Genomic DNA, 21292 nt, shown 5'->3' with positions numbered 1-21292 from the left:
ACTCTTGGGGTGAGTTGGTTTATCTTTTAATCAATCAACGTTAGTTATTAACCAAGTTATGAGCGATGTTGATTGTGATGATGCGAGCCACTTCTAGAGTTGCCCAGCAACTTGTGACCTATGCATCATAAAAATGAAATCAACATGTTATGTTTAATGGGTTAATTTAAACTAACGCAAGTTTTGCTGATGTTTCAAGATCGGTCTATTCATTCGTTCTCAGCATAAACTGACTGTTCAGCATAGATAGTGAGTCTCTCTAACTTAATGATAGTGAGTTACTCTAAAATAATTAAAGCAGTGGAATTCTCCAAAGTTCAAAGGTATGACAATGAAAAAGAGCCTTATGTTTAAGTCCGTACTTAGTGCGGCAATCATCGCGTCACTTGCAGGATGCGCAACTCAACCAGAGCACGAATGGAATGCAGATGAAACGTATAAGCTAACTGTACTTCATACCAATGACCATCACGGTCGTTTCTGGCAAAACAAATATGGCGAATATGGCATGGCGGCGCGTAAAACGTTGATCGATGATATTCGTTCACAGGTTGAAGCAGAAGGGGGGAGCTTATTGCTACTCTCTGGCGGCGACATTAATACCGGTGTACCAGAATCCGATTTGCAGGATGCTGAGCCTGACTTTAAAGGCATGAGCAAAATTGGTTACGACGCGATGGCACTCGGTAACCATGAATTTGACAATCCACTGGAAGTGCTTTTTAAGCAGAAAGAGTGGGCAAACTTCCCAATGCTATCTGCCAATATTTATGACAAAAAAACCGGTGAGCGTATGTTCGACGCTTACCAAATGTTTGATAAGCAGGGTATAAAAATCGCGGTTATTGGTTTAACAACAGAAGATACCGCGAAAATTGGTAACCCTGAATATATCGGTGGCATTGAGTTCCGTGACCCTAAAGTGGAAGCGAAAAAGCTTATTGCTGAGCTGAAAGAAACAGAAAAGCCAGACCTTATTTTTGCCGTGACGCACATGGGTCACTATGAAAATGGTCAGCGCGGTGTGAATGCGCCGGGTGATGTGGCACTGGCGCGTTACCTTGAGCCTGGCGATCTGGACATGATTGTCGGTGGTCACTCACAAGAGCCTGTTTGTATGGAAGGCCCAAATGTGGTGAAGAAAAACTTTAAGCCTGCCGACGAGTGTAAACCCGATACACAAAATGGCACGTGGATTGTTCAAGCACACGAGTGGGGCAAGTACGTGGGTCGTGCAGACTATGAATTCAAGAATGGTGAACTAGAGATGGTGAGCTATGATTTAATTCCTGTGAACTTGAAGAAAAAAATCAAAGTTGACGGTAAGAAGCAGCGTGTGTTGATCGAAGAAGAGATTCAGCCTGATGCAGAACTACTGGCATTTTTGACGCCTTTCCAAGAAAAAGGTCAAGGCCAGCTGAGCGCTGAAATCGCCGAGACTAACGGCAAGTTAGAGGGTGACCGTAACGTTGTGCGTTTCAGTCAAACAAACCTTGGTCGCTTAATCGGTACCGCTCATAAAGAACGTGCGAAAGCAGATTTTGCTGTTATGAACTCTGGTGGCGTTCGTGATTCTATTGCTGAAGGTGCTGTCACTTATAAAGATGTATTGACGGTTCAACCATTTGGTAACATCGTGACTTACACCGATATGTCAGGTGCAGAAGTGTTAGATTACTTAAATGTAGTCGCATTGAAACCTGTTGATTCTGGTGCGTATGCGCAGTTTGCTGGTATTTCAATGACGGTGGGTAAAGAGTCGGTATCGGACGTGGTGATTAACGGCAAAGCGTTAGATCCAAAAGCGACGTATCGATTTACCGTACCAAGCTTCAATGCGGCTGGTGGTGACGGCTATCCAAAACTCAACAACCACCCAGGTTATGTTGACACCGGTTTTGTTGATGCAGAAGTACTAAAAGACTACTTAGAGGCGAACAGCCCAATTGATGTCAATAAGTATCAGCCAAATGGCGAGATTGTTTACAAAATCAAATAATCACGCATTGACTCTTTTTGAGTGAGTCAGTTATAAATAAGCGGTACTGTCGGTACCGCTTTTTTAATGTCTGGGAATACTGTTATGACACCTGCTATTAATCTCGCCAAAAAGAAAAAAATCACCCATGTCGTGCACCAATATCATCATGATCCAAGACATGAAAGTTATGGATTAGAAGCGGTTGAAGCGCTTGGGCAAGATCCTGAATCGGTATTTAAAACCCTGCTTTTTTCATTAAATGGTGAACCGAAAAACCTTGCAGTTGCGATTATTCCTGTTGAAGAAAAATTGAATTTGAAGTTGGCAGCTAAAGCGGCGGGCGGTAAAAAAGCAGAAATGGCGGACAAGGAGATCGCTCAGAAAACGACAGGGTATGTTTTAGGTGGAATTAGCCCACTTGGTCAAAAGAAAGCGTTGCCGACGTTTATTCATGTGAGTGCCGAAGCAAGGGAAACCATGTGCGTGAGTGCAGGGAAAAGAGGGCTAGAAATTGAGTTAGCGCCGCATGATTTGGCAGCACTAACTCGTGGTCAATTTGCTAATTTGTGTGAAGCTTAGTGGCTAAAGTCGCCAGTGGCTACTTCTTAAGTGACTACTTCTTAAGTGATAGCGTACCGCTGACTCGCGCTCTAGGCTTACTAGAGGTATCGTTTGAGCGTGGTTTGCTGTCAGTATGCGTACGAGTGACATTCGAGTTATTGCGGTGGTTCGGTTTGTGACGATCACCTTGTTTATTATGTTCGCCTTGCTTACCGCGACCACTTTGGTGACCGCGAGCATCTTGGCTATTTCGGTCACTTTGCTTCGGTCCACGTCTGAATTCATCAGCACCATGACCAGAAAACGTTTTCATCTTCTCGCGTTTTGCTTCGATACGAGCATCGTGAAGCTTAGCATCGGTCGCTTTATTGATGCGGCGGCCTGAACCATCTTTTCTAGAGGCTTCTTCTGTGCTTGAAGAGTCTTCACACAAAGCATGAATTTCCTGAACTTCGGCTTCACTTAGGTATCGCCATTTGCCATTAGGGATACCATCGATGCTAATGTTCATGATACGTACACGACGTAGTTTTAGAACTTCATAGCCTAATGCTTCACACATTCTACGAATCTGGCGATTGAGACCTTGAGTTAGAGTAATACGAAATGAGAATTTCGTTTCTTGCTCAACCTTACAAGGTAGGGTAACGGTATCTAGAATGGCGACACCAGAGCCCATGTTTTTGAGAAACTCTTTAGAAATGGGTTTGTCGACACGCACCACATACTCTTTTTCGTGGTTATTTCCAGCCCGCAAAATCTTGTTGACGATGTCGCCATCGTTAGTCAAGAAAATCAGCCCATCTGAGGGTTTATCTAATCGACCTATGGGGAAAATGCGTTTGCTGTGTCCGATGAAATCAACAATGTTTCCCGGCACATCACGTTCGGTCGTACAAGTGATACCCGTTGGTTTATTAAGGGCAATATAAACAGGCTTTTCTTTGCTTTTAACTGGCTTACCATCGATTTCGACATTGTCACCCGCAAGCACTTTCGTTCCCATTTCAGGAATGATGCCGTTGATGGTAACGCGTTTTTGTTCAATCAAGCGGTCGGCTTCACGACGAGAACAAAAACCAGTTTCACTGATGTATTTATTAAGACGTTTACCGTCAGCAGAGTTAGGCATGAGTTTATATTACTCTTGGTTGGTCAGACACAAATAAGGTCGCGTATTTTATACTCAAGTGAGTGACAAGTCACTTAACTCGTCCGTTTTTGATGACGTTCTCGGTTATCTAGCTTCTTTTCTTGGCTTTTTCGCAATAAAACGTACACCGCACCACTGCCCCCATGAAATTGTTGAGCACTATGCACACACTGAACATCTCTAATTTGAGTAAGCCAATGGGCTAGGTAGCTCTTTATCAATGCTGGCGGATTAGAGCGCTCTCCCTTGCCATGTACGATAAGAAGGGTACGCACATCTAAACGCATACATTGTTGCAGAAACCCAATGACTTCATCTCTGGCTTGGCTCAGAGTTCGTCTATGTAAATCAAGTTTAGCTTGTAATGGATACTTGCCTAGACGAAGTTTACGGTAAACACCTTCTTGTACGCCATTGCGTTTGAATTCGATAATATCTTCTGGCTTAAGTGGTGGGGCAAAATCAAGAGAGAGATGGTCTGGACATTGCTCTGATAGCCAAAGCGCGGCTTCTCGTTTTGCCAATTGGGCTTCGGAGATTTGCAGCGGTTTTTTGAGTTCGACGGTATCGTTTTGCAGTGGCTTAACGTCGCCCATCATTTGTTGGAATAGTTCTAGGTCATTATCTTGAGACATAGCAGTATCTCGGATAGGTCACGACACGTGAGGGAAAAGGATAAACGGAGTATATACCAAGCTTGAGGTGGGGAAAAAGTATTGAGTAGTGAAATACGTGGGGTAAATAAAAGTCCGGAGTGAACAAGCGATTCACTCCGGTGCATAGCGGTTTCTAATCTTAGATGTTTCTGTTCTTAGAGTAGGAGCTAAGCGATTCTAGTGAGGAGATTCGTCATGCATTACTTTATAGATGAAGAAACCACCGTAAAACAACATAAGCCCTAAAGCACCAAAAATAACGATCATTGATGATAGGCCTATAGCATTACCAAATAGGAGTTCAAGCCAAAATTCCATGTTTCCTCCAAAGTTGCGTGACAAGTTTAATGCTACGGGCTGGCCAAAAGAGCGACACTGATCTGGATCAAATGAGAACAACTCGTTAAATATTTGTAGCTAACTGTGTGTGCTTAGTCACGGTTTTACTATTTCTGGTCGTTAGTTAAGCAAACGAACGGTTAGCACAAAAAAGATGTGCTAAATGACTTGCGCCAAAAAAAATAATCAGTAATATACCCATCCGTTGCTTAGGAAGACTTAACGCAACATCTCGGTGAATAGCGCAGCTTGGTAGCGCATCTGGTTTGGGACCAGAGGGTCGGGGGTTCGAATCCCTCTTCACCGACCATCTTTAAAAAAACCTCGCTTTTTAGCGAGGTTTTTTGCTTTCTGGCATATCAAAAACGCTGCATTGAAGTAGTCATAATTCGTCCTTAATGTGTAAGCACATTTCAGGACGGGACAGACCTCATTCTAAAGCCTCGTCATAAATGACGAGGCTTTTTTACGTCTGAAGTTTGTGATTAGTTTCGTATTACCAAACTTTAGATAGTTCCAGTGTGGCGTCACGACCGTTGGAGTGCTGGGCAACAACATTAAAAATTAAGCCGTATTGCGGCAATTGTTTCCCTGTGGCTGGTCGAATTGGGTTGGAATAATCCTCCCAATCAATAAACATTGGGTTTGCTACGATGTACGGGTCATGGAGTTGATTGCCGATGCGATCGAGTAAATTCATAATGGAACCCGCTTGGATGTTAAAGGCGGCATCTCGAACTTGATATCGCGTTGTTGCAGGAGTGCCATTACTCCAAATTTGCGGATTTCGGTCTGCGTCTACCACACCAAGCCACCCTTCTCCTGGGTGTTTCGTGACACCATTGTCGGTAAAGGAAGTATCGACATACCAAACGACCATGCCGGGATCAAAGCTCATTAAACTACCACTACGATTGATATGCGCTAGGCCTTTATCCACTCCTTGGTGTTGACGCCATTCCACTAAATAATAATGTTCATACTCAAATGAACCAGAGTTTCGTGTCATACCCAGCAAGGTGAGGTCAGGTTCTTCATTTTCTGCTGAAAACTGTTTAATGATGCCATTTTCACTAGTGACGCTGACATCATCAAACCAAAATCCATCATCGATATACCCCAGATCGGTAAAGTAGTTAAAGCTAATGGTAACGGATTGGCCTGCGTACGCAGACAAGTCGAACATTGCTGGTTGCCAGCCATCAGATTGCCCGGTAAACCCAATGCCATGCCCGGTTTGAAATGGATCACTATCGGTGGTGATACTTCCAGCAATCGGTGCGCCATTGACGAGAACTCGTCCAAAATCGTAATCTTGTTCGATGCTGTAATGCACCATGAAAGAGAGCGTCGCAGTGCTGGCTTGAGTTAAATCAACCTCAAAGGATGCTAGCGTATTAAGGTTATTTCCTCGTCCTGAGAAATAAGCATGAGAGCCAATAGGGTCAATTTCTTTTACTGATTTATTAGGGAGCTCGACTTTAATTGCATCGAGCTTTTCATTTCGGTTTGCTGCGTGAGTAAGCTCAAAGCGTTGAGGTTGTGTGGTAAGCGCCTCAGAGGACACCGTTTTGACGTTGAACCAATTTCCGCCTAGAGAACGCTGAAGAAACTCGCGAGCCCATGGACTGAACGCCGTCGGTTCACTACCTGGAATGAGACCCGCCCATGAACCCGATGACATGATAGACCAGTAAGAAACGGGCTCTCCCGGGGTTGTGCCATATTCGTCTTGCCCATACACAGTGTCATATTCGTCAGGCAGGCCGAGATCATGGCCATATTCATGTGCAGCCACGCCAGCAGCAGCGTCAATCGGTTGAATGGTATAGTCGTACGCCGCCATTAGCCCGTTCCAGTTTGGTACGGTTGCGGGAGAGTTCGGAAGAAGTTGTAAGCTTCCAAGGTTCCACCTATGGGACCAGATGGCATCTGAACCGAGGGCGCCGCCTCCTGCCTCTTGTCCAACAGCAGAGTGAAAAATCATCACATGGTCAACGAGGCCGTCTGGTTCTCGTAAGTTTCCATCGCCATCGATGTCGTATCGATCTTCGAGATCAAAATCACTTAAATTGATATTGGGATCTTTGTCGGCAGCGAGCAATGCCTCTCTAACGAGTGCTCGTGCATTAATATCATTAATTGAGCCATTTTGCGCCCCGTAATAGGCGGCGGGGAATTGTGCAGTATACCAACCAGACACTTCGCCATATTGGCTATATGAGCCGCCACTTTGGGCTTCATAAAACTGCACCATTGACAGGAGTGTTTCTCCGTTGCTGCCTACGTACCCCTGCTGCCCAAATAACATATCAGCGTAGTGCGTTGCGGGGTAATCATCATAGTAGTTGGATGTTTCATCGGCGGTGACGGTATTGACGGGGTAATCGGGGAACTCTATCAGTAGAGCGAGAACTTTGTCTTTTGTTATGGGCCCGTTCCATGCGCCTGCTTTGAGAACGGTGTGTACGCCGGTTTCATTATTTGTCGCTGTACTTTCAGTCACTGTGAGTGATGAGCCGGTCATCATTTGGCGTAAACGCTGATTTCTTCTCTGTTCATAGTCATCGAGAGCACCGGTGTCATTAAGGTGTTGGTGGTGGTTCAAATGGTGATGCAGTGCTTGCTCTGCGTCTGCTTCTTCACTTGCGGCAAGTATTGTCGTGCCATTGAGTGTGTTTAATATATGCTCATGATTAATAGTATTGAGATCTATTGATCGTGTTGGTGCCGCTGGGGCGGCAACGAGTAACGCGGGAGAAATGACTCCTGCGATACAAGTTGCGAGTAGCGTGATGCGGTTCATAACGGTTCCTTGGTTATAATAGTCGCAGCAATGCTAATGTAAGTTGTTAAGGAAAGGTTGCGTAAATGCGCGTGTTTCGAGTTGCGATATACAGATATGTAATTGATAGAAATCACTTACATTTTGATTGTGTGCAAACCGTTATTATTTGCAGGGGGATATCCTCCTTACGCGCTTGCTTGTGAATGAAAGCGGGCAAGTAATGACTCGATACCAAGCACGGCAAAAATAATAGCAAAGAAAGCGACAACGCCACCAAATGCGCCGGTAAAGGCGACGTGCTGGCCGAAAACGCTAGCAATGATACCCATAGCGACAAATTTTGAGCCGACAAGGATTACGTAAGAAGAAATGCCGCGTTTTAGTTTGGGGAGCGTTTTATGGGTTAAGAAGTAAGACGCCATCACTTTTTCGAGTGATATCGCGCCTTTTAGCATGCTAGCTAAAATGATAGATGCGAGTACAGCAACCTCTAAACTTGCAATGAAAACCCAATCCCAAGAAGCGTTTAGACTCAGCATAACGATGGTCGTGATAACGGTGCTTAATGCGATTTCTTTGAACATTTTCATTTTTATTCCTCGTGGTGTTTTTAGTTGTTTTGTTGACGAGGAGGAGAATAGCAATGATAAAGAATGGGTATTTACCATTATGCGCCACGTAAGATCTCGTTTTTAGGGTCGTATCATTTATCCTTTTCAAATGTAAGGTTATACTTTAGTGAGTATGCTCCTATTTATAAATCTCTCTCAATGAGAGACCCCCAGAGAGCGCCAAGAATTCTTTTTTAAACTAGTTCGACCACTGTGCAACAACCCTATTAATCAGAACCTTACTGATGGTTCGTCATGCGTTTTATTCTTAAGTCCTTACCCGTCGTGTGGACTTGTATGCACTGGTATGATTAATTGTCTCGCGATTATCAATCCAGTGTGGTTACCGAATAGCCTGGCAAGGCACCGCTTTGCCAGAATGCATGACCTCAGTGGACGCGTTTCAGTGATTTAAAAGAGATAGTTCTATATGAATGTAACAATCAATGGTCAACCGTATCTACTGCGTCAGCGTAAAAGCATTTTGGATGTCGCCAAAGACATTCACGTTGATGTCCCATCCCTTTGTTCTATTAGTCAGCATAACGATAAACAGTCGTGCGATTTGTGTGTGGTTGAAATCGTCGGGCAAGGCATCGTCAAAGCTTGCGAAACGGACATAGAAGATGGCATGACCGTTGTTACACAATCCGCGCAAATTAATACTCTTCGTCGCCAAGCGCTTAATCGTATCTTTGCCGATCATAATGCCGATTGTGAGGCACCTTGTAAGGTGGCGTGCCCTGCTCATGTCGATATCCAAACCTACCTTCATCATATTGCGCAAGATGATCACATTAAAGCGGTGGAAGTCATTAAAGACACGCTACCAATGCCTATTTCAATAGGCCGAGTGTGCCCGGCGTTTTGTGAGCACGAGTGTCGTCGAAGTTTAGTTGACGAGCCTGTGGCGATTCGACAGTTAAAGCGCCATGCGGCTGATATTGATCTGTCTCTTAGCGAACAGTTCGAACCGGAAAAATTGCCGTATAACGGCCATCGAGTGGCGATCGTTGGCGCAGGGCCGGGCGGTTTGGCGTGCGGTTACTATCTGAGTTATCAGGGCTTTGCGGTTGATGTCTTTGAGTCGATGCCAGAGGCGGGTGGTTGGCTACGTTATGGCATCCCAGAATATCGATTACCGAAACATATTTTAGATAAAGAAATTGAAGTTATGTGTCGTGGTGGTATGCGTCTCCACACCAACACGAAGTTGGGCAATGATATGACGCTGGATGAGTTAACCGAAAACTATGAAGCGGTTTGTCTTGCTGTTGGCGCAACTAAGGCGGTCAACATGCCTTATCCCGGTTCGGACTTGTCAGGTTGCATACTTGGTGTCGATTTTCTTAAAGACATAATGACGAATCAATCCTTTAAGGTCGGTAATAAAGTAGCCGTGATTGGCGGTGGTAATACGGCGATAGATTGCGCCAGAACCGCTATCCGTGAGGGCGCGGAGACGACGATTATATATCGACGAACTCGCAATGAAATGCCGGCAGAATTACATGAAATTGAAGCGGCAGAATTGGAAGGGGTTAAGTTTCGATTTTTGACTAACCCAGTAGAAAATAGTGCGGACTCGCAAGGGCGAGTTAGCCATATTGAGCTAGAAATTATGGAGCTAGGTGAGCCTGATAGTTCAGGGCGCCGACGTCCAGTATCCACAGGTAAAACAATAGTAGAGCCCTTCGATACGGTCATTTCTGCTCTGTCACAAAAGCCTGAGACTGATTTTTTAAAGACAGGAAAATATGCTTTGCCACTGACCGATTGGGGGACGGCAGCCTCAGATTCGGACTCTATGCATCACGGTTACAATATTTATAGTATTGGTGATTTTAGGCGAGGCCCTGCGACGGCAATTGAAGCCATTGCTGATGGTAAGAAAGCCGCCGACGCGATTGAACGGTTTATTTTGCAAGGGCACTTTAAGCCAACGCAAACGCCATTTAATAGCCACAAAGCAGAAAGAATCAGCTTAGTGCGACAAACCGAGTACTTGAAAGAGCACGCGAGACCGAGAGCGCAAGCTGAGCAGCTGGATGTTGAAGCGTGCCAAACCACATACCAAGAAGTGGAGTTGGATATTGACACTGAACGCGCCATTTCTGAAGCAGCGCGATGTCTAGAGTGTGGTTGCCAAGCTAATACCCAGTGCGACCTTCGGGATTACGCCACAGAATATCAGGTTGATTATCGTGAGATTGATATCAACGAACGCAAAATGTTTCCGGTAGACAAATCGAGTGAATTCATTGTATTTGATGCCAACCGTTGTATCAGCTGCGGCTCTTGTGTACATGCGTGTCAAACGGAGTCAGTACACGGTATTTTGAATTTCTCAGAGTCGTCACACCGCCCAAGTTTTCCAGAGAATGCGTCAATGGGTGACAGTAATTGTGTGCAATGTGGCGCTTGTGTTCAAGTTTGTCCTACTGGAGCGCTGGTGGATAAGCGTGATAAATCCCATAGCCGAATAGAGATGCTAACACCAGTCAAAACCATTTGTACTTATTGTGGTGTTGGCTGCCGAGTCGAGCTGTATGTGGATGCCGCAAGTAATACCATTCGTTATGTGAAAGGGGATAAAACCTCGCCAGTGAACCAAGGCATGCTGTGCGTAAAAGGGCGATTTGGTTTTGATTTCATTGGCAGCGATGAGCGATTAACCACGCCGTTGATCCGTAAGTCAGGCCAGCTTCAGCCTGCGTCTTGGCCGGAGACGATTGATTACGTTGCCAGTAAGTTTGCCAAAATTAAAGCGATGTATGGTAGTGATAGCCTTGCCGGATTCTCATCGGCAAAAACAACGAATGAAGATAACTATGCCTTTCAAAAGCTGCTACGCCGTGAGTTCGGAACCAATAATATCGATCACTGTGCGCGACTTTGTCACTCTTCCACTGTGACAGGGTTAGAGGCGGCGTTTGGTAGCGGGGCAATGACCAATGATATTCCGAGCATCAAACATTCGGATGTGATCTTTATTATTGGCTCAGATACCAGTGCCGCGCATCCTATTATTGGCTCTCATATTAAGCAGGCAGTCGCGAATGGCGCTAGCTTGGTTGTTGCGGATCCAAAACGTATTGATATGGCTGATCATGCTGAGCTTTACCTGCGCCATCGTCCGGGTACCGATGTAATGTTACTCAATGCCATCATGCATCAAATTGTACTTAATGGTTGGCAAGACGAGGCGTATATTGCTGAACGAACGGAAGGATATGAGGCGCTGCTCGCGGAGGTCAGTAAGCCAACGTATTCTTCAAGCAATGCAGAGCTGATTACTGGCGTACCGAAAGCAGACATTGAAAAAATGGCCAAGATAATCGGTACCGCAAGCGTGAGCTCAGTATTCTATTCAATGGGTATCACTCAGCATACAACAGGGCACGACAACGTCCGCTCGATCGCCAACTTACAAATGTTATGTGGAAATGTTGGGGTAGAAGGGGGCGGTATTAATCCACTTCGTGGCCAATCTAATGTGCAGGGCTCGTGTGATATGGGCGCATTGCCGACAGATTATCCAGGCTATCAAAAGGTGACTCGTCCTGATGTTCAAGAAAAGTTTGCTCAGGCGTGGCAAAGCGACACATTGCCGACCAAACAGGGTTTGACGTTAACTGAAATTATTGATGCTGCTTGTGACGGTGACATGAAAGCCTTGTACGTTATGGGGGAAAACCCTGTGCTGAGCGACCCTGATCAAGCTCATGTACTTAAGGGGTTAAAAGCCTTAGATTTCCTAGTGGTTCAAGACATTTTCTTAACTGAAACCGCGGCGTTAGCGGATGTCGTCTTACCATCATACTCGTTTGCAGAAAAAGCCGGGCACTTTACTAATACCGAAAGACGGGTACAGCGTTTAGTACCGGCAGTTAAAGCGCCGGGTGATGCCATGGAAGATTGGCGAATTATCCAAGATATTGCTAACGCGATGGGCGGAGAATGGAATTATCAAACGGTGCAAGATATTACCGAAGAAATTTCGCAGGTCACCCCTCAATATAAAGGGATTCGCTGGGAGTCGATTGGTGGTAATGGGCTGCAATGGCCGTGTAATGATGTGAAACCATTTGGTACTCGTATTATGCATAAAGACCAATTTATTCGTGGTAAAGGCGCCATGGCGGCGATAGCGTTTGAATATGCAGCCGAATTACCGGATGAAGAGTTTCCTCTGACGTTAACGACTGGGCGATTGCTAGAGCAATTCCATACCGGAACCATGACGAGAAAAACGAAAGGATTAGATAATCTAGCGGGCCCACGAGTGATGATCAGTGTTGAAGATGCAGAGCGTCTTGGTATCGCTAATGGTGAACCGGTAGTGTTGGTATCTCGCCGTGGCGAAATATCAGCGCCTGCGTTTGTCACTAAGCGGATGCAAGCTGGCGTGGTATTTGTTCCATTCCATTTTGCAGAATCGGCGGCGAACAAACTTACCAACACCGCCACGGACCCTTATGCCAAAATCCCGGAATTTAAGGTATCAGCGGTTCGTTTAGAAAAACAGCCCGAGTTTTCACATTAAAATGAGTGGTTGGCACGGAAATAAGGTTAACGATCTGTTTTGAATAGATAGAGGTTGTTTAATGTTCAAGCGAGAATTGGGACACACCTAATTCTCGCTTTTCTCTATGGTTGCCGCTGTACTTATCGTGTTTAGTATTATTTTGTTGGTACGAATTCAAAGATTTGCATCAATAATATTGAATAAATGGCCGCTTCGTACTAAATTGTAATTGTAGTGTAATAAAAAGGAGAAATTGCCTATGCATCATGAAATGATCCAACATTCAAATTTTGGCGTTATTAGCCGTACTTGCTTATTTTCACTAGGTTCAGTGGTTGCCATTCTCGCGCTAATCTAACCCTACCTGCTTTCTTAGAGGACAGTTCAAATTCCAATTAAACATTGGCTTCTGGGTGCTCCTCTAGGCTAAAGACCCTTCTTTTTGTTGCTTTTTTATTACAATCTTATCGCTATACTCTAATTACACCATATTTGCTGTAAAAGGGTTTACCTATGTCGGTTTGGGATAGTATTCATCTCTCCACGCGCTTTACTGAATTTCCCGCGAGCTTTTATACTCCCGTGAATCCAACGCCGCTTTTGGCGCCGCAATGGGTGGCTTGGAATAGTGATCTTGCCACGCAGTTAAGATTGCCGCGACACGTTGATGATTACCCAGAGCTATTAGCAGTATTGTCTGGAACGGAGTCCATTGATTCCCTATCGCCGCTGGCAATGAAATACGCAGGACATCAATTTGGGGTCTATAACCCCGATTTAGGTGACGGTCGTGGATTACTCCTTGGTGAGATAGAAGACAAAAATGGTGTTTATCAAGACATTCATATTAAAGGGGCGGGGAAAACACCGTATTCTCGGATGGGAGATGGGCGGGCAGTACTTCGTTCAACGATTCGAGAGTATTTATGTAGTGAAGCCATGAATGGGCTAGGTATCCCAACAACCCGAGCATTGGGCATGATGGTCAGCGAGACTCCAGTCTATCGAGAGCGTGTTGAACAGGGAGCGATGCTAGTGAGGGTTGCGGAAACGCATATTCGCTTCGGTCATTTCGAACATTTCTTTTACACCGGACAACATAGCGAACTAAAACTACTGCTAGATAAGGTGATTGAATGGCATTTTCCAGACAGTCTGAATCAGGCTCACCCTTATGCGTATTTTTTCAATCAAGTCGTGACAAAAACTGCGCAGATGATCGCCCAGTGGCAGTCGGTTGGTTTTGCTCATGGTGTGATGAATACCGATAACATGTCGGTGCTAGGACAAACGTTTGACTACGGACCGTTTGCTTTTCTCGATGACTATGAGCCTAGCTATATTTGCAATCACTCCGATTATCAGGGGCGCTATGCGTTTGACAATCAGCCTTCCATTGCGTTGTGGAACTTAACCGCTTTAGCACATGCATTGTCACCATTTATCGAGCGAGCGGAGCTGGATAACGCGCTTGAAGGGTTCACCGCTACCTTACAGAGCGAATACAGCCAACAGATGCGCGCCAAGTTTGGGTTATTGACGAAACAGAGCGAAGATGGTGTGTTTTTTAATGATGCATTTGAATTTATTGAGCGTCATCAGGTCGATTTTACGCTGTTCTTTAGAACGCTTTCTAACCTAGATACTAGCGGAAAGACACCAGTACTGGACTTGTTCAATGATAAAACTGAAGCAGAAAAATGGTTGCAACGTTATCAGGCTCGGGCAACGCTAGAGCCGTTATCTGTTGATGAACGTTGTGATGGAATGCGCGCGGTAAATCCCAAATACATACTGCGTAATTATTTGGCTCAACAAGCCATCGAAGAGGCGGAGCAGGGCAATTTTCACTTAGTTAATACACTGTTCAAGGTATTAACAACGCCCTACGATGAACATCCCGAATCAGCAGCCTTAGCGGCGCCCCCACCAAACTGGGGGAAAAAAATGGAGATCAGTTGCTCTTCATAAAGTTGAATACTTTTTGTGCTATCAGTTTTTACATGGCTTGTTAAGTATCACTTTCGTGATCTTGGTCAAGATTCGTATGTTAATTTTATTAATGAAGCGATGATAAATAAAACCGCAAAGCCTTACACTATAGGCTGTGACGTAATCATTAAGGATTGGAAATGCAACCAAAGACACACATTCTTGTCGTAGATGACGATGAGGAGATCCGCTTATTGCTTGATGAGTATTTGAGTAAATCGGGTTTTCAGGTCACCACAGCAGAAGATGGTGTTGAAATGGAGTTGTTCATTAAAGCCAAAGGCTATCCAGACTTAATTTTACTGGACGTCATGTTACCTGGTGATGATGGCTTTACGTTGTGTCAACGTGTGCGCCGTGACTCGCAAGTGCCGATTATTATGCTGACGGCCGTTTCAGATGAAACGGATCAGATTATTGGTCTGGAAATTGGTGCTGATGACTACATTGCTAAGCCGTTCAGCCCTCGTCAACTGATGGCGCGTATTAAAGCGCTATTGAGACGAGCTCACATTCATGAAGATCGCGATGAACAGCCACCAAGAACGATTGATTTTGGTGACTGGCGTCTTGATACATTATCGCAACGTATGGTGAATCGGGTGACCAATCGCCATCATGATTTGTCTGGTAGTGATTTTGCGTTATTGATGTTGTTTCTGTCTAAGCCCAACGAAGTGTTGGATAGGGACACCATTTCATTTGCGACTCGCGGCAGAGAAGCGCTACCGTTTGAACGCGGGATTGATGTGCAACTGAGCCGAATCCGTAATCGATTAGGCAAAAGCGCCGAGTATCCACACTACATTAAAACGATGCGTGGTAACGGTTATATTCTTTCCGTTCCGGTTGAGTATGGTTATTAGTGTTGGCGATGGCTCCAACCGTAACTTGTTGCGAATGGCGCTTAGTTACAATGGCGCTTAGTTAAAATAGTGCTTAGTTAAAATAGTGCTTTGATAAAATAGTACTTAGTTAAATTGGCGCTAAGTTAGAATGGTAAACTCCTGATGTCTCGTTCCCGCTGGTTAAGACGCTTTAACCTTAATACGCTTGTTGCTCGTACGTTGTTATTAACCCTGTTAGCGGTGGTCTGCTCGCAGGGCGTTCTAACCGCTATCTGGTATCAAAAAACCAAACAAGATGAGCTGGCGGGGATCCGAGATACTTCCGCTAGCATGGCAAACATGTTTGCATCGACGGTGACCTTTTTTCAAAAGTTGCCCATCAAATACCGACATATTGTTCTAGACCAAATCCGTAATATGGGTGGCACTCGCTTCTTCGTATCGTTTAATAAAGAAGAGCTTATCGTCGACCCGATTCCAGACACGCCTTTAAAGCTGGCCTCGATGACATCGGTCAGCGACGTATTGAATGAAAAACTACCGTCGATTCAGGCGGTTAGTGTTGAATTCTCTAAAGCGGAAAATTTAAGATTATTAAAAAATGATATTTTTCTCAACGACTTACCCAAGTCATGGGCGCACCATACACTAACGCTTGGACCGCTTGATCCTCCAGTACTTGTAGTGCAGTTAAAAATTGCCCAAGGCGAGTGGTTGTATATTGCGGCGTTGTTACCGTCTCCGTATATCCAGCTTGATGATACGATGTTGACTCAAGATCAAATGGTGTTTTTGATCACCTCTACCACATTGCTATTGCTACTCACATTTTTACTGGTACGAGCGCAGGTGAAACCATTACGGCGCTTAGCAAAAGCGGCGAATGATATGAGTATGGATATTGACCAGCCACCACTCATTGAACAAGGCGCGACGGAACTTGTGACGGCAACTCGTGCCTTTAATCGCATGCAGACGCGTATTCGTAAGTACATTGCCGATCGTGAACATCTGTTTTCGTCGATTTCTCATGATTTAAAAACACCCATTACGCGATTGCGATTACGTGCTGAGTTGCTTGATGATGATGCTAAGCGTGACAAGTTCAATCTTGATCTCGATGAACTCGAAATGATGGTGAAAGGTGCGCTGCAGTGCGTTCGTGACACGGATCTGCATGAAAATAACGCTTATATCGACCTTAATGAGATTATCCGTAGTGTTTCTGAAATGCATAACCAAGTGCATACGCTAGTATCGGTCACTTCCGAGCCGATTGAACCATTTATTGCCAAACCACTTGCGATTAAGCGAGTGCTAACTAACTTAGTGGATAACGCCGTTAAGTACGGGGATAGAGCATTCATTAACGTTGAAGAAACACCGAATTGGATAATCGTGACGATTCAAGACAAAGGGCCGGGTATCCCGAAAGAGAAAATTGAAGCGGTTTTTGAGCCGTATGTGAGATTGGCAACAGATAAAGATGGGCACGGCCTTGGACTCGGGATATGCCGCAGTATTCTCCACGGCTTAGGCGGGGATTTAATCATGCGAAACGCAGATGTTGGCGGCCTAGAGGTACAGGTCTTCATCCCGCCAAACTTAGAAGCTTAGTAAAAACCTAGAAGCGTAGTAAAAACTAGATGCTTAGTTATAAACTAGAAACTTAGTGAAAACTGATTAACTTCTATCTATTTCACCCTAGACAGCTCGTGGACTGCGAGTGTTGTACGATGACGATGTGAACGACAATGAGAATAAATAAGCTGTTACTGACACTATCGATGGCCACCTCGGCTCTATTGCCCGTTCTTACTCATGCGGGAGAAGTCGAAGTGCTGCACTGGTGGACGTCAGGCGGAGAAGCAAAGTCAGTACAACCGTTGAAACAGCGCCTTGAAGAGCAGGGTCATACTTGGAAAGATTTCGCTGTGGCGGGCGGTGGTGGCGAAACGGCAATGACGGTACTCAAAACGCGCGCCGTATCGGGCAATCCGCCATCGGCTGCGCAAATAAAGGGTCATGATATTCAAGAGTGGGGAAGCCTGGGCTTTTTAACCAACTTGGACGATGTGGCTGCAGCAGGGGAATGGGATACAAAAGTCCCGAAAATCGTCACCGATATCATGAAGTTTGATGGTGAGTACGTGGCGGTGCCCGTCAACATCCACCGAGTGAACTGGTTGTGGGCGAACCCTGAGGTACTAAAAAAAGCAGGGGTGAGTGTGCCTACCACTCTTGATGAATTTTTTGTTGTCGCTGAAAAAATTAAGTCGACAGGTTACTTACCGTTATCAAACGGTGTGGGTTCTTGGCAAGATGCGACCATGTTTGAAACCATCGCCTTAAGTGTTCTGGGAACAGAAGGTTACACAAAGGCTTTTGTTGAACTTGACCTAGACATGTTGGCAAGCGACAAAATGGTGGAAGCGCTCGTTAAATTTAAGAAACTACGTGAGTATATGGATGCCGACGCACCAGAGCGTCAGTGGTATGTCGCGACTTCCATGGTAGCCAATGGTGAAGCCGCAATGCAGATAATGGGTGACTGGGCAAAAGGTGAGTTTATCGCGTTAGGTAAAGTACCCGGTAAGGATTTTATCTGCGCGCCAGCTCCGGGCACGGCGGCTCAATTTGCTTACAACATTGACAGCTTTGCCTTTTTTGATTTAAAAGATAGTGGTGATGTGGATGCCCAGAAAGCACTTGCCGCGGCGATCTTAGACAAAAACTTTCAAGAAACCTTTAATCTAAAAAAAGGCTCATTACCCGCCAGAACGGATTTAGATATGTCTAAGTTCGACCAATGCTCACTGGATTCATTAGCGAGTTTTAAAATGGCAGAAAAGAGCGGTGATCTGGTGCCGAGTGTGTCACAAGGAATGGCGACAACGAGTTACGTGCAAGGTGCCATCTTCGATGTCGTGACGGACTTTTTTAATGACCCAAATGCCGATCCTAAAAAGACCGCGAAGAAGCTAGCCAAAGCGGTAAAAGCGGCGATTTAGGTAAGCTGCGGGTGTTCGAGTGTTTTATTTAAAACTTAACACGCCTTTTAGTCGCAGTTATTATCTGGAATCGGGATTAGTTACCACTTAAATCTTCTGACGATAAGTGAATCACTCAAACTCTGGAATTACCTTCGATAATAAATTGTATTATCTTGGTCTGTAGGTAGTGATTTGTATCAGTTATTGCTTATTAAGAGGGGGATTAATATTAACGTTTTCTGGACTGTACTATTTTTATGCTAACGAGCTGCTTGTAACTTACAATGTTGTTGGTTTCCTGATTATTTGAAATGTCTACAAGGTATGACAATTACAAAAGATCTATATATTAAGTGAGTATAAAGTCCATAGCTCACTCCACTATATAGGTAACATATGAACACGTTTATTGAATCTCTTATTCAAAGTTCCTCAGAGGATAATAATACAGTTCTTATTGATGCTGCGTCAGGAAAGGAATATATAGCGTCTGAGTTATTGGCGTGCAGTAGACAAGTAGCGGGTCGTTTATGGGCGTCTGGTGTACGTCAAAATGACCATGTAATCGTGTCTGTGCCAGCCTCACTTGAATATTACGCAATTCTATATGGTTGCTTTATGATTGGCGCCATTCCAAGTTTGGTAGATATTAGCCAGAAAAAGAGCCAACTTGTCGAGTGTATTGACGAACTAAAGCCAGTGTTATGGCTTAGTGATGAGGAAATCGAAGGGTTCACGACTTGTTCACCAATAGAATTATGGGCGATAGAACCATCGGACTATCCTGAAGTCATGGTTTCTGATTCAACTGAGTGTTTATTACTGTATACCACGGGAACGACGGGAACACCGAAAGGCGTTCCATGGACTATTGGACAGTTGAAGTCACAGGCGCAAGAGTTAAATAAAATTCATAAATTGGTTGATAAAGAATTTGTATTGTTTCCATACCTAGCTCTGGCGTGTATCTATAACAATAGAAAGGCTATTATTCCTGAGACTAATTCTCTACAACCTAACCTTATGCCTATTAGCAATATCTTGCATCAAATGGAGCATTATGGATGTCAATATATATTCGCATCGCCAGCGTTTTGGGTTCGAGTGATTGAGTGCCTAGATACCCAATCTCATAGCCTTGATTATATAAAAATAATATCGACAGCGGGAGCATCTTTGAATTTAAATATGTTGAGAAAGTTGAACTCGTTACTAAATAAAGGCGATATTTATATTCCTTATGCAAGTACTGAGGCATTACTTCCACTTACGATGATTCGTTATGAAGACTTTAAAACATTATCACTAGACAAGACTGCGCAGGGGATGGGAATTCCATTAGGTGCCGCGTGTGATGGCATTCAAGTAAAGGTGATATCAGTAGACTGCAATTCAGCTCTATCGCTCCCTCTGAAACCTAATACAATCGGTGAGATCATCGTTGCTGGTGAACGGGTAACGAGCAAATATTTTAGAAGACCAGATTTAACGAAACGATCAAAGGTACGCATTCCTGAGAGTGATCTTACTTGGCATAAAATGGGGGATATTGGATACGTTGATGATCATGGTGTTGTGTGGTTTATGACTCGCAAAAAGTACGCTATTTCATACGGCGATAATTATTTTTGTCCTGACGCGATAGAGCAGTTTATAAACTTACATACCGGAATTAGTGCCAGTGCTGTTATTTATGATAATGATCAGCATGTTACGGTAGTCATACCTAAGTCCGAACAAGGATTCGCCAATATTGATGTCATCAAAGAGAAGCTTTTGGGTTTAGGGTATGCGTCGTCGAATATTATGCTTTACCCCTCTATATTACCGACCGATAAGCGACATAACAGCAAGATAGATAGAGATCGCTTGAAATCTTGGATCGATGGTGAGTACCAATACGAAGAGCGAGAGGGTGCCCTGTGAAGCCTTTGTCATTCCCAGCCCAAATTGATTATTATTTAGATGCAGTGACCTGCAGGGATACCCTCGTAGAATCGTTAGAGTCCATTATAAAACCTTATCGTTTTGGCCGTGTCTTAGATTGCTCGGTAGGCACTGGTTTTGGTGTTATCGATTTAATTAGAACGGGTCATAATATTGTCTGCTCGGATGCATGTAGTGAAATGTTACGTCGGTTTAGTGAAAACGCGCATAGAGATAATGTGCAAACGAGTCCCCTAAAAATTCAGTGGGATGAATTGGGCTATAAATTGCCAGAATCCTTCGATTTAGTTTTATGTCGAGGAAATTCAATTGTTTATTCTGATATGTGGGAGTCACATCAGATGTTGGGAGATCTTAATGGTGTTAAAAAAGCGATTAATGGGATCTATAAAGCGATAAGAAACGATGGGTGTTTATATATCGATATTCCTTCAGAGAAACACTTTAATTTCGATGCACCATTGGTGATTGAGCACGAAGAGAAATCAGTCAATTGCCTACCAGTACGAGTAAGAGAAAAGATAACTCACGATGAGGCGTCGTTGAAACGTAAGTGGGACGTAGATATTTCAATCGCTGGAGACGTATATAAATTCACTAAATATTCGCATTTAATAAAAGAAAACACATTTATATCTATGCTAAAACAAGCAGGGTTTAGAAGAGTTGAGCGCGTAGAAAGCTGTCAATATAGGGCTCACTACTGTGAACTTGTTGCATACAAGTAATCTACCGTTCTAATAAAAAAGCACAGATAGTAACAGTACAAAATGAGTCATTGTTTACCCTTTCACCTGTAACTGATGGGTCATTTTCCCCCCATTTTCTTAGTCTATTTCAGTATTTAGATGTGAGTTTTCGGTTAAATCATTGAAATGTAGTTGTATTTCATGGT

Annotated in this window: 14 protein-coding genes and 1 tRNA gene; 10 read left to right on the top strand and 5 right to left on the bottom strand. The window is 44.3% G+C overall.

All coding sequences use genetic code 11. The features are described from left to right. Positions 1 to 331: 331 nt before the first annotated feature. Positions 332 to 1999 carry a bifunctional UDP-sugar hydrolase/5'-nucleotidase UshA gene (gene ushA / locus L4D05_RS14925; protein ID WP_428794511.1) on the top strand — a complete coding sequence of 556 codons (1668 nt, stop codon included), beginning with the start codon at positions 332 to 334 and terminating at the stop codon, positions 1997 to 1999. An 84-nt stretch (positions 2000 to 2083) separates the two neighbouring features. After that, positions 2084 to 2560, top strand: coding sequence for a Cys-tRNA(Pro) deacylase (ybaK, locus tag L4D05_RS14920; RefSeq protein WP_265675936.1), 477 nt, complete (start codon positions 2084 to 2086; stop codon positions 2558 to 2560). A 34-nt stretch (positions 2561 to 2594) separates the two neighbouring features. Here ybaK and rluF read toward each other — a convergent pair whose 3' ends face one another. The 3 genes from rluF to L4D05_RS14905 all read right to left on the bottom strand — a co-directional run bounded on the left by rluF (position 2595) and on the right by L4D05_RS14905 (position 4669). Further along, a complete protein-coding gene (gene rluF, locus L4D05_RS14915; protein WP_428794510.1) occupies positions 2595 to 3674 on the bottom strand; it encodes a 23S rRNA pseudouridine(2604) synthase RluF in 1080 nt (359 codons plus the stop codon). A gap of 74 nt (positions 3675 to 3748) precedes the next feature. Further along, complete coding sequence (gene smrA, locus L4D05_RS14910) at positions 3749 to 4330, bottom strand: DNA endonuclease SmrA (protein ID WP_428754657.1); 582 nt, start codon at positions 4328 to 4330, stop codon at positions 3749 to 3751. Between the two features lie 198 nt (positions 4331 to 4528). Further along, on the bottom strand, positions 4529 to 4669 hold the full coding sequence (locus L4D05_RS14905) for a DUF3149 domain-containing protein (protein WP_428754656.1): 141 nt from the start codon (positions 4667 to 4669) through the stop codon (positions 4529 to 4531). A 254-nt stretch (positions 4670 to 4923) separates the two neighbouring features. Between L4D05_RS14905 and L4D05_RS14900 the strand changes: the two genes are divergently transcribed. Beyond that, a tRNA-Pro gene (locus tag L4D05_RS14900) sits at positions 4924 to 5000 on the top strand. Between the two features lie 186 nt (positions 5001 to 5186). Here L4D05_RS14900 and L4D05_RS14895 read toward each other — a convergent pair. Both L4D05_RS14895 and L4D05_RS14890 read right to left on the bottom strand, forming a co-directional pair. Beyond that, positions 5187 to 7496, bottom strand: coding sequence for an immune inhibitor A domain-containing protein (locus tag L4D05_RS14895; RefSeq protein ID WP_428794509.1), 2310 nt, complete (start codon positions 7494 to 7496; stop codon positions 5187 to 5189). Positions 7497 to 7663: 167 nt separating this feature from the next. Then, positions 7664 to 8068: a hypothetical protein gene (locus L4D05_RS14890; RefSeq protein WP_428754654.1), complete on the bottom strand. Its 405-nt coding sequence runs from the start codon at positions 8066 to 8068 to the stop codon at positions 7664 to 7666. A gap of 451 nt (positions 8069 to 8519) precedes the next feature. Between L4D05_RS14890 and fdhF the strand changes: the two genes are divergently transcribed. From fdhF to L4D05_RS14855, 7 genes are all read left to right on the top strand, one after another. Further along, positions 8520 to 12635, top strand: coding sequence for a formate dehydrogenase subunit alpha (gene fdhF, locus L4D05_RS14885; RefSeq protein WP_428794508.1), 4116 nt, complete (start codon positions 8520 to 8522; stop codon positions 12633 to 12635). A gap of 495 nt (positions 12636 to 13130) precedes the next feature. After that, a complete protein-coding gene (locus L4D05_RS14880; protein WP_428794507.1) occupies positions 13131 to 14588 on the top strand; it encodes a protein adenylyltransferase SelO in 1458 nt (485 codons plus the stop codon). 161 nt (positions 14589 to 14749) lie between these two features. Beyond that, positions 14750 to 15475, top strand: a complete 726-nt coding sequence (locus L4D05_RS14875; RefSeq protein ID WP_428754651.1) for a response regulator — start codon at positions 14750 to 14752, stop codon at positions 15473 to 15475. A gap of 144 nt (positions 15476 to 15619) precedes the next feature. After that, positions 15620 to 17074: an ATP-binding protein gene (locus tag L4D05_RS14870; protein ID WP_265675927.1), complete on the top strand. Its 1455-nt coding sequence runs from the start codon at positions 15620 to 15622 to the stop codon at positions 17072 to 17074. Between the two features lie 137 nt (positions 17075 to 17211). Beyond that, positions 17212 to 18468: an ABC transporter substrate-binding protein gene (locus L4D05_RS14865; RefSeq protein WP_428794506.1), complete on the top strand. Its 1257-nt coding sequence runs from the start codon at positions 17212 to 17214 to the stop codon at positions 18466 to 18468. A 378-nt stretch (positions 18469 to 18846) separates the two neighbouring features. Continuing rightward, positions 18847 to 20376, top strand: a complete 1530-nt coding sequence (locus L4D05_RS14860; protein ID WP_428794505.1) for an AMP-binding protein — start codon at positions 18847 to 18849, stop codon at positions 20374 to 20376. Next, positions 20373 to 21125, top strand: a complete 753-nt coding sequence (locus L4D05_RS14855; RefSeq protein ID WP_428794504.1) for a class I SAM-dependent methyltransferase — start codon at positions 20373 to 20375, stop codon at positions 21123 to 21125. Before L4D05_RS14860 ends, L4D05_RS14855 begins: the two co-directional genes overlap by 4 nt. The last annotated feature ends 167 nt before the right edge of the window (positions 21126 to 21292 follow it).

The sequence above is a fragment of the Vibrio nomapromontoriensis genome (assembly GCF_050337205.1).
Classification (GTDB): domain Bacteria; phylum Pseudomonadota; class Gammaproteobacteria; order Enterobacterales; family Vibrionaceae; genus Vibrio; species Vibrio nomapromontoriensis.
This window is presented reverse-complemented; position numbering and strand designations above follow the sequence as displayed.

Coding starts and splice junctions, on each gene's coding strand:
- L4D05_RS14860 (WP_428794505.1), top strand. CDS start 18,847: ATGAACACGTTTATTGAATCTCTTATTCAAAGTTCCTCAGAGGATAAT.
- L4D05_RS14880 (WP_428794507.1), top strand. CDS start 13,131: ATGTCGGTTTGGGATAGTATTCATCTCTCCACGCGCTTTACTGAATTT.
- L4D05_RS14870 (WP_265675927.1), top strand. CDS start 15,620: ATGTCTCGTTCCCGCTGGTTAAGACGCTTTAACCTTAATACGCTTGTT.
- fdhF (WP_428794508.1), top strand. CDS start 8,520: ATGAATGTAACAATCAATGGTCAACCGTATCTACTGCGTCAGCGTAAA.
- smrA (WP_428754657.1), bottom strand. CDS start 4,330: ATGTCTCAAGATAATGACCTAGAACTATTCCAACAAATGATGGGCGAC.
- L4D05_RS14865 (WP_428794506.1), top strand. CDS start 17,212: ATGAGAATAAATAAGCTGTTACTGACACTATCGATGGCCACCTCGGCT.
- rluF (WP_428794510.1), bottom strand. CDS start 3,674: ATGCCTAACTCTGCTGACGGTAAACGTCTTAATAAATACATCAGTGAA.
- ybaK (WP_265675936.1), top strand. CDS start 2,084: ATGACACCTGCTATTAATCTCGCCAAAAAGAAAAAAATCACCCATGTC.
- ushA (WP_428794511.1), top strand. CDS start 332: ATGAAAAAGAGCCTTATGTTTAAGTCCGTACTTAGTGCGGCAATCATC.
- L4D05_RS14890 (WP_428754654.1), bottom strand. CDS start 8,068: ATGAAAATGTTCAAAGAAATCGCATTAAGCACCGTTATCACGACCATC.
- L4D05_RS14875 (WP_428754651.1), top strand. CDS start 14,750: ATGCAACCAAAGACACACATTCTTGTCGTAGATGACGATGAGGAGATC.
- L4D05_RS14895 (WP_428794509.1), bottom strand. CDS start 7,496: ATGAACCGCATCACGCTACTCGCAACTTGTATCGCAGGAGTCATTTCT.
- L4D05_RS14905 (WP_428754656.1), bottom strand. CDS start 4,669: ATGGAATTTTGGCTTGAACTCCTATTTGGTAATGCTATAGGCCTATCA.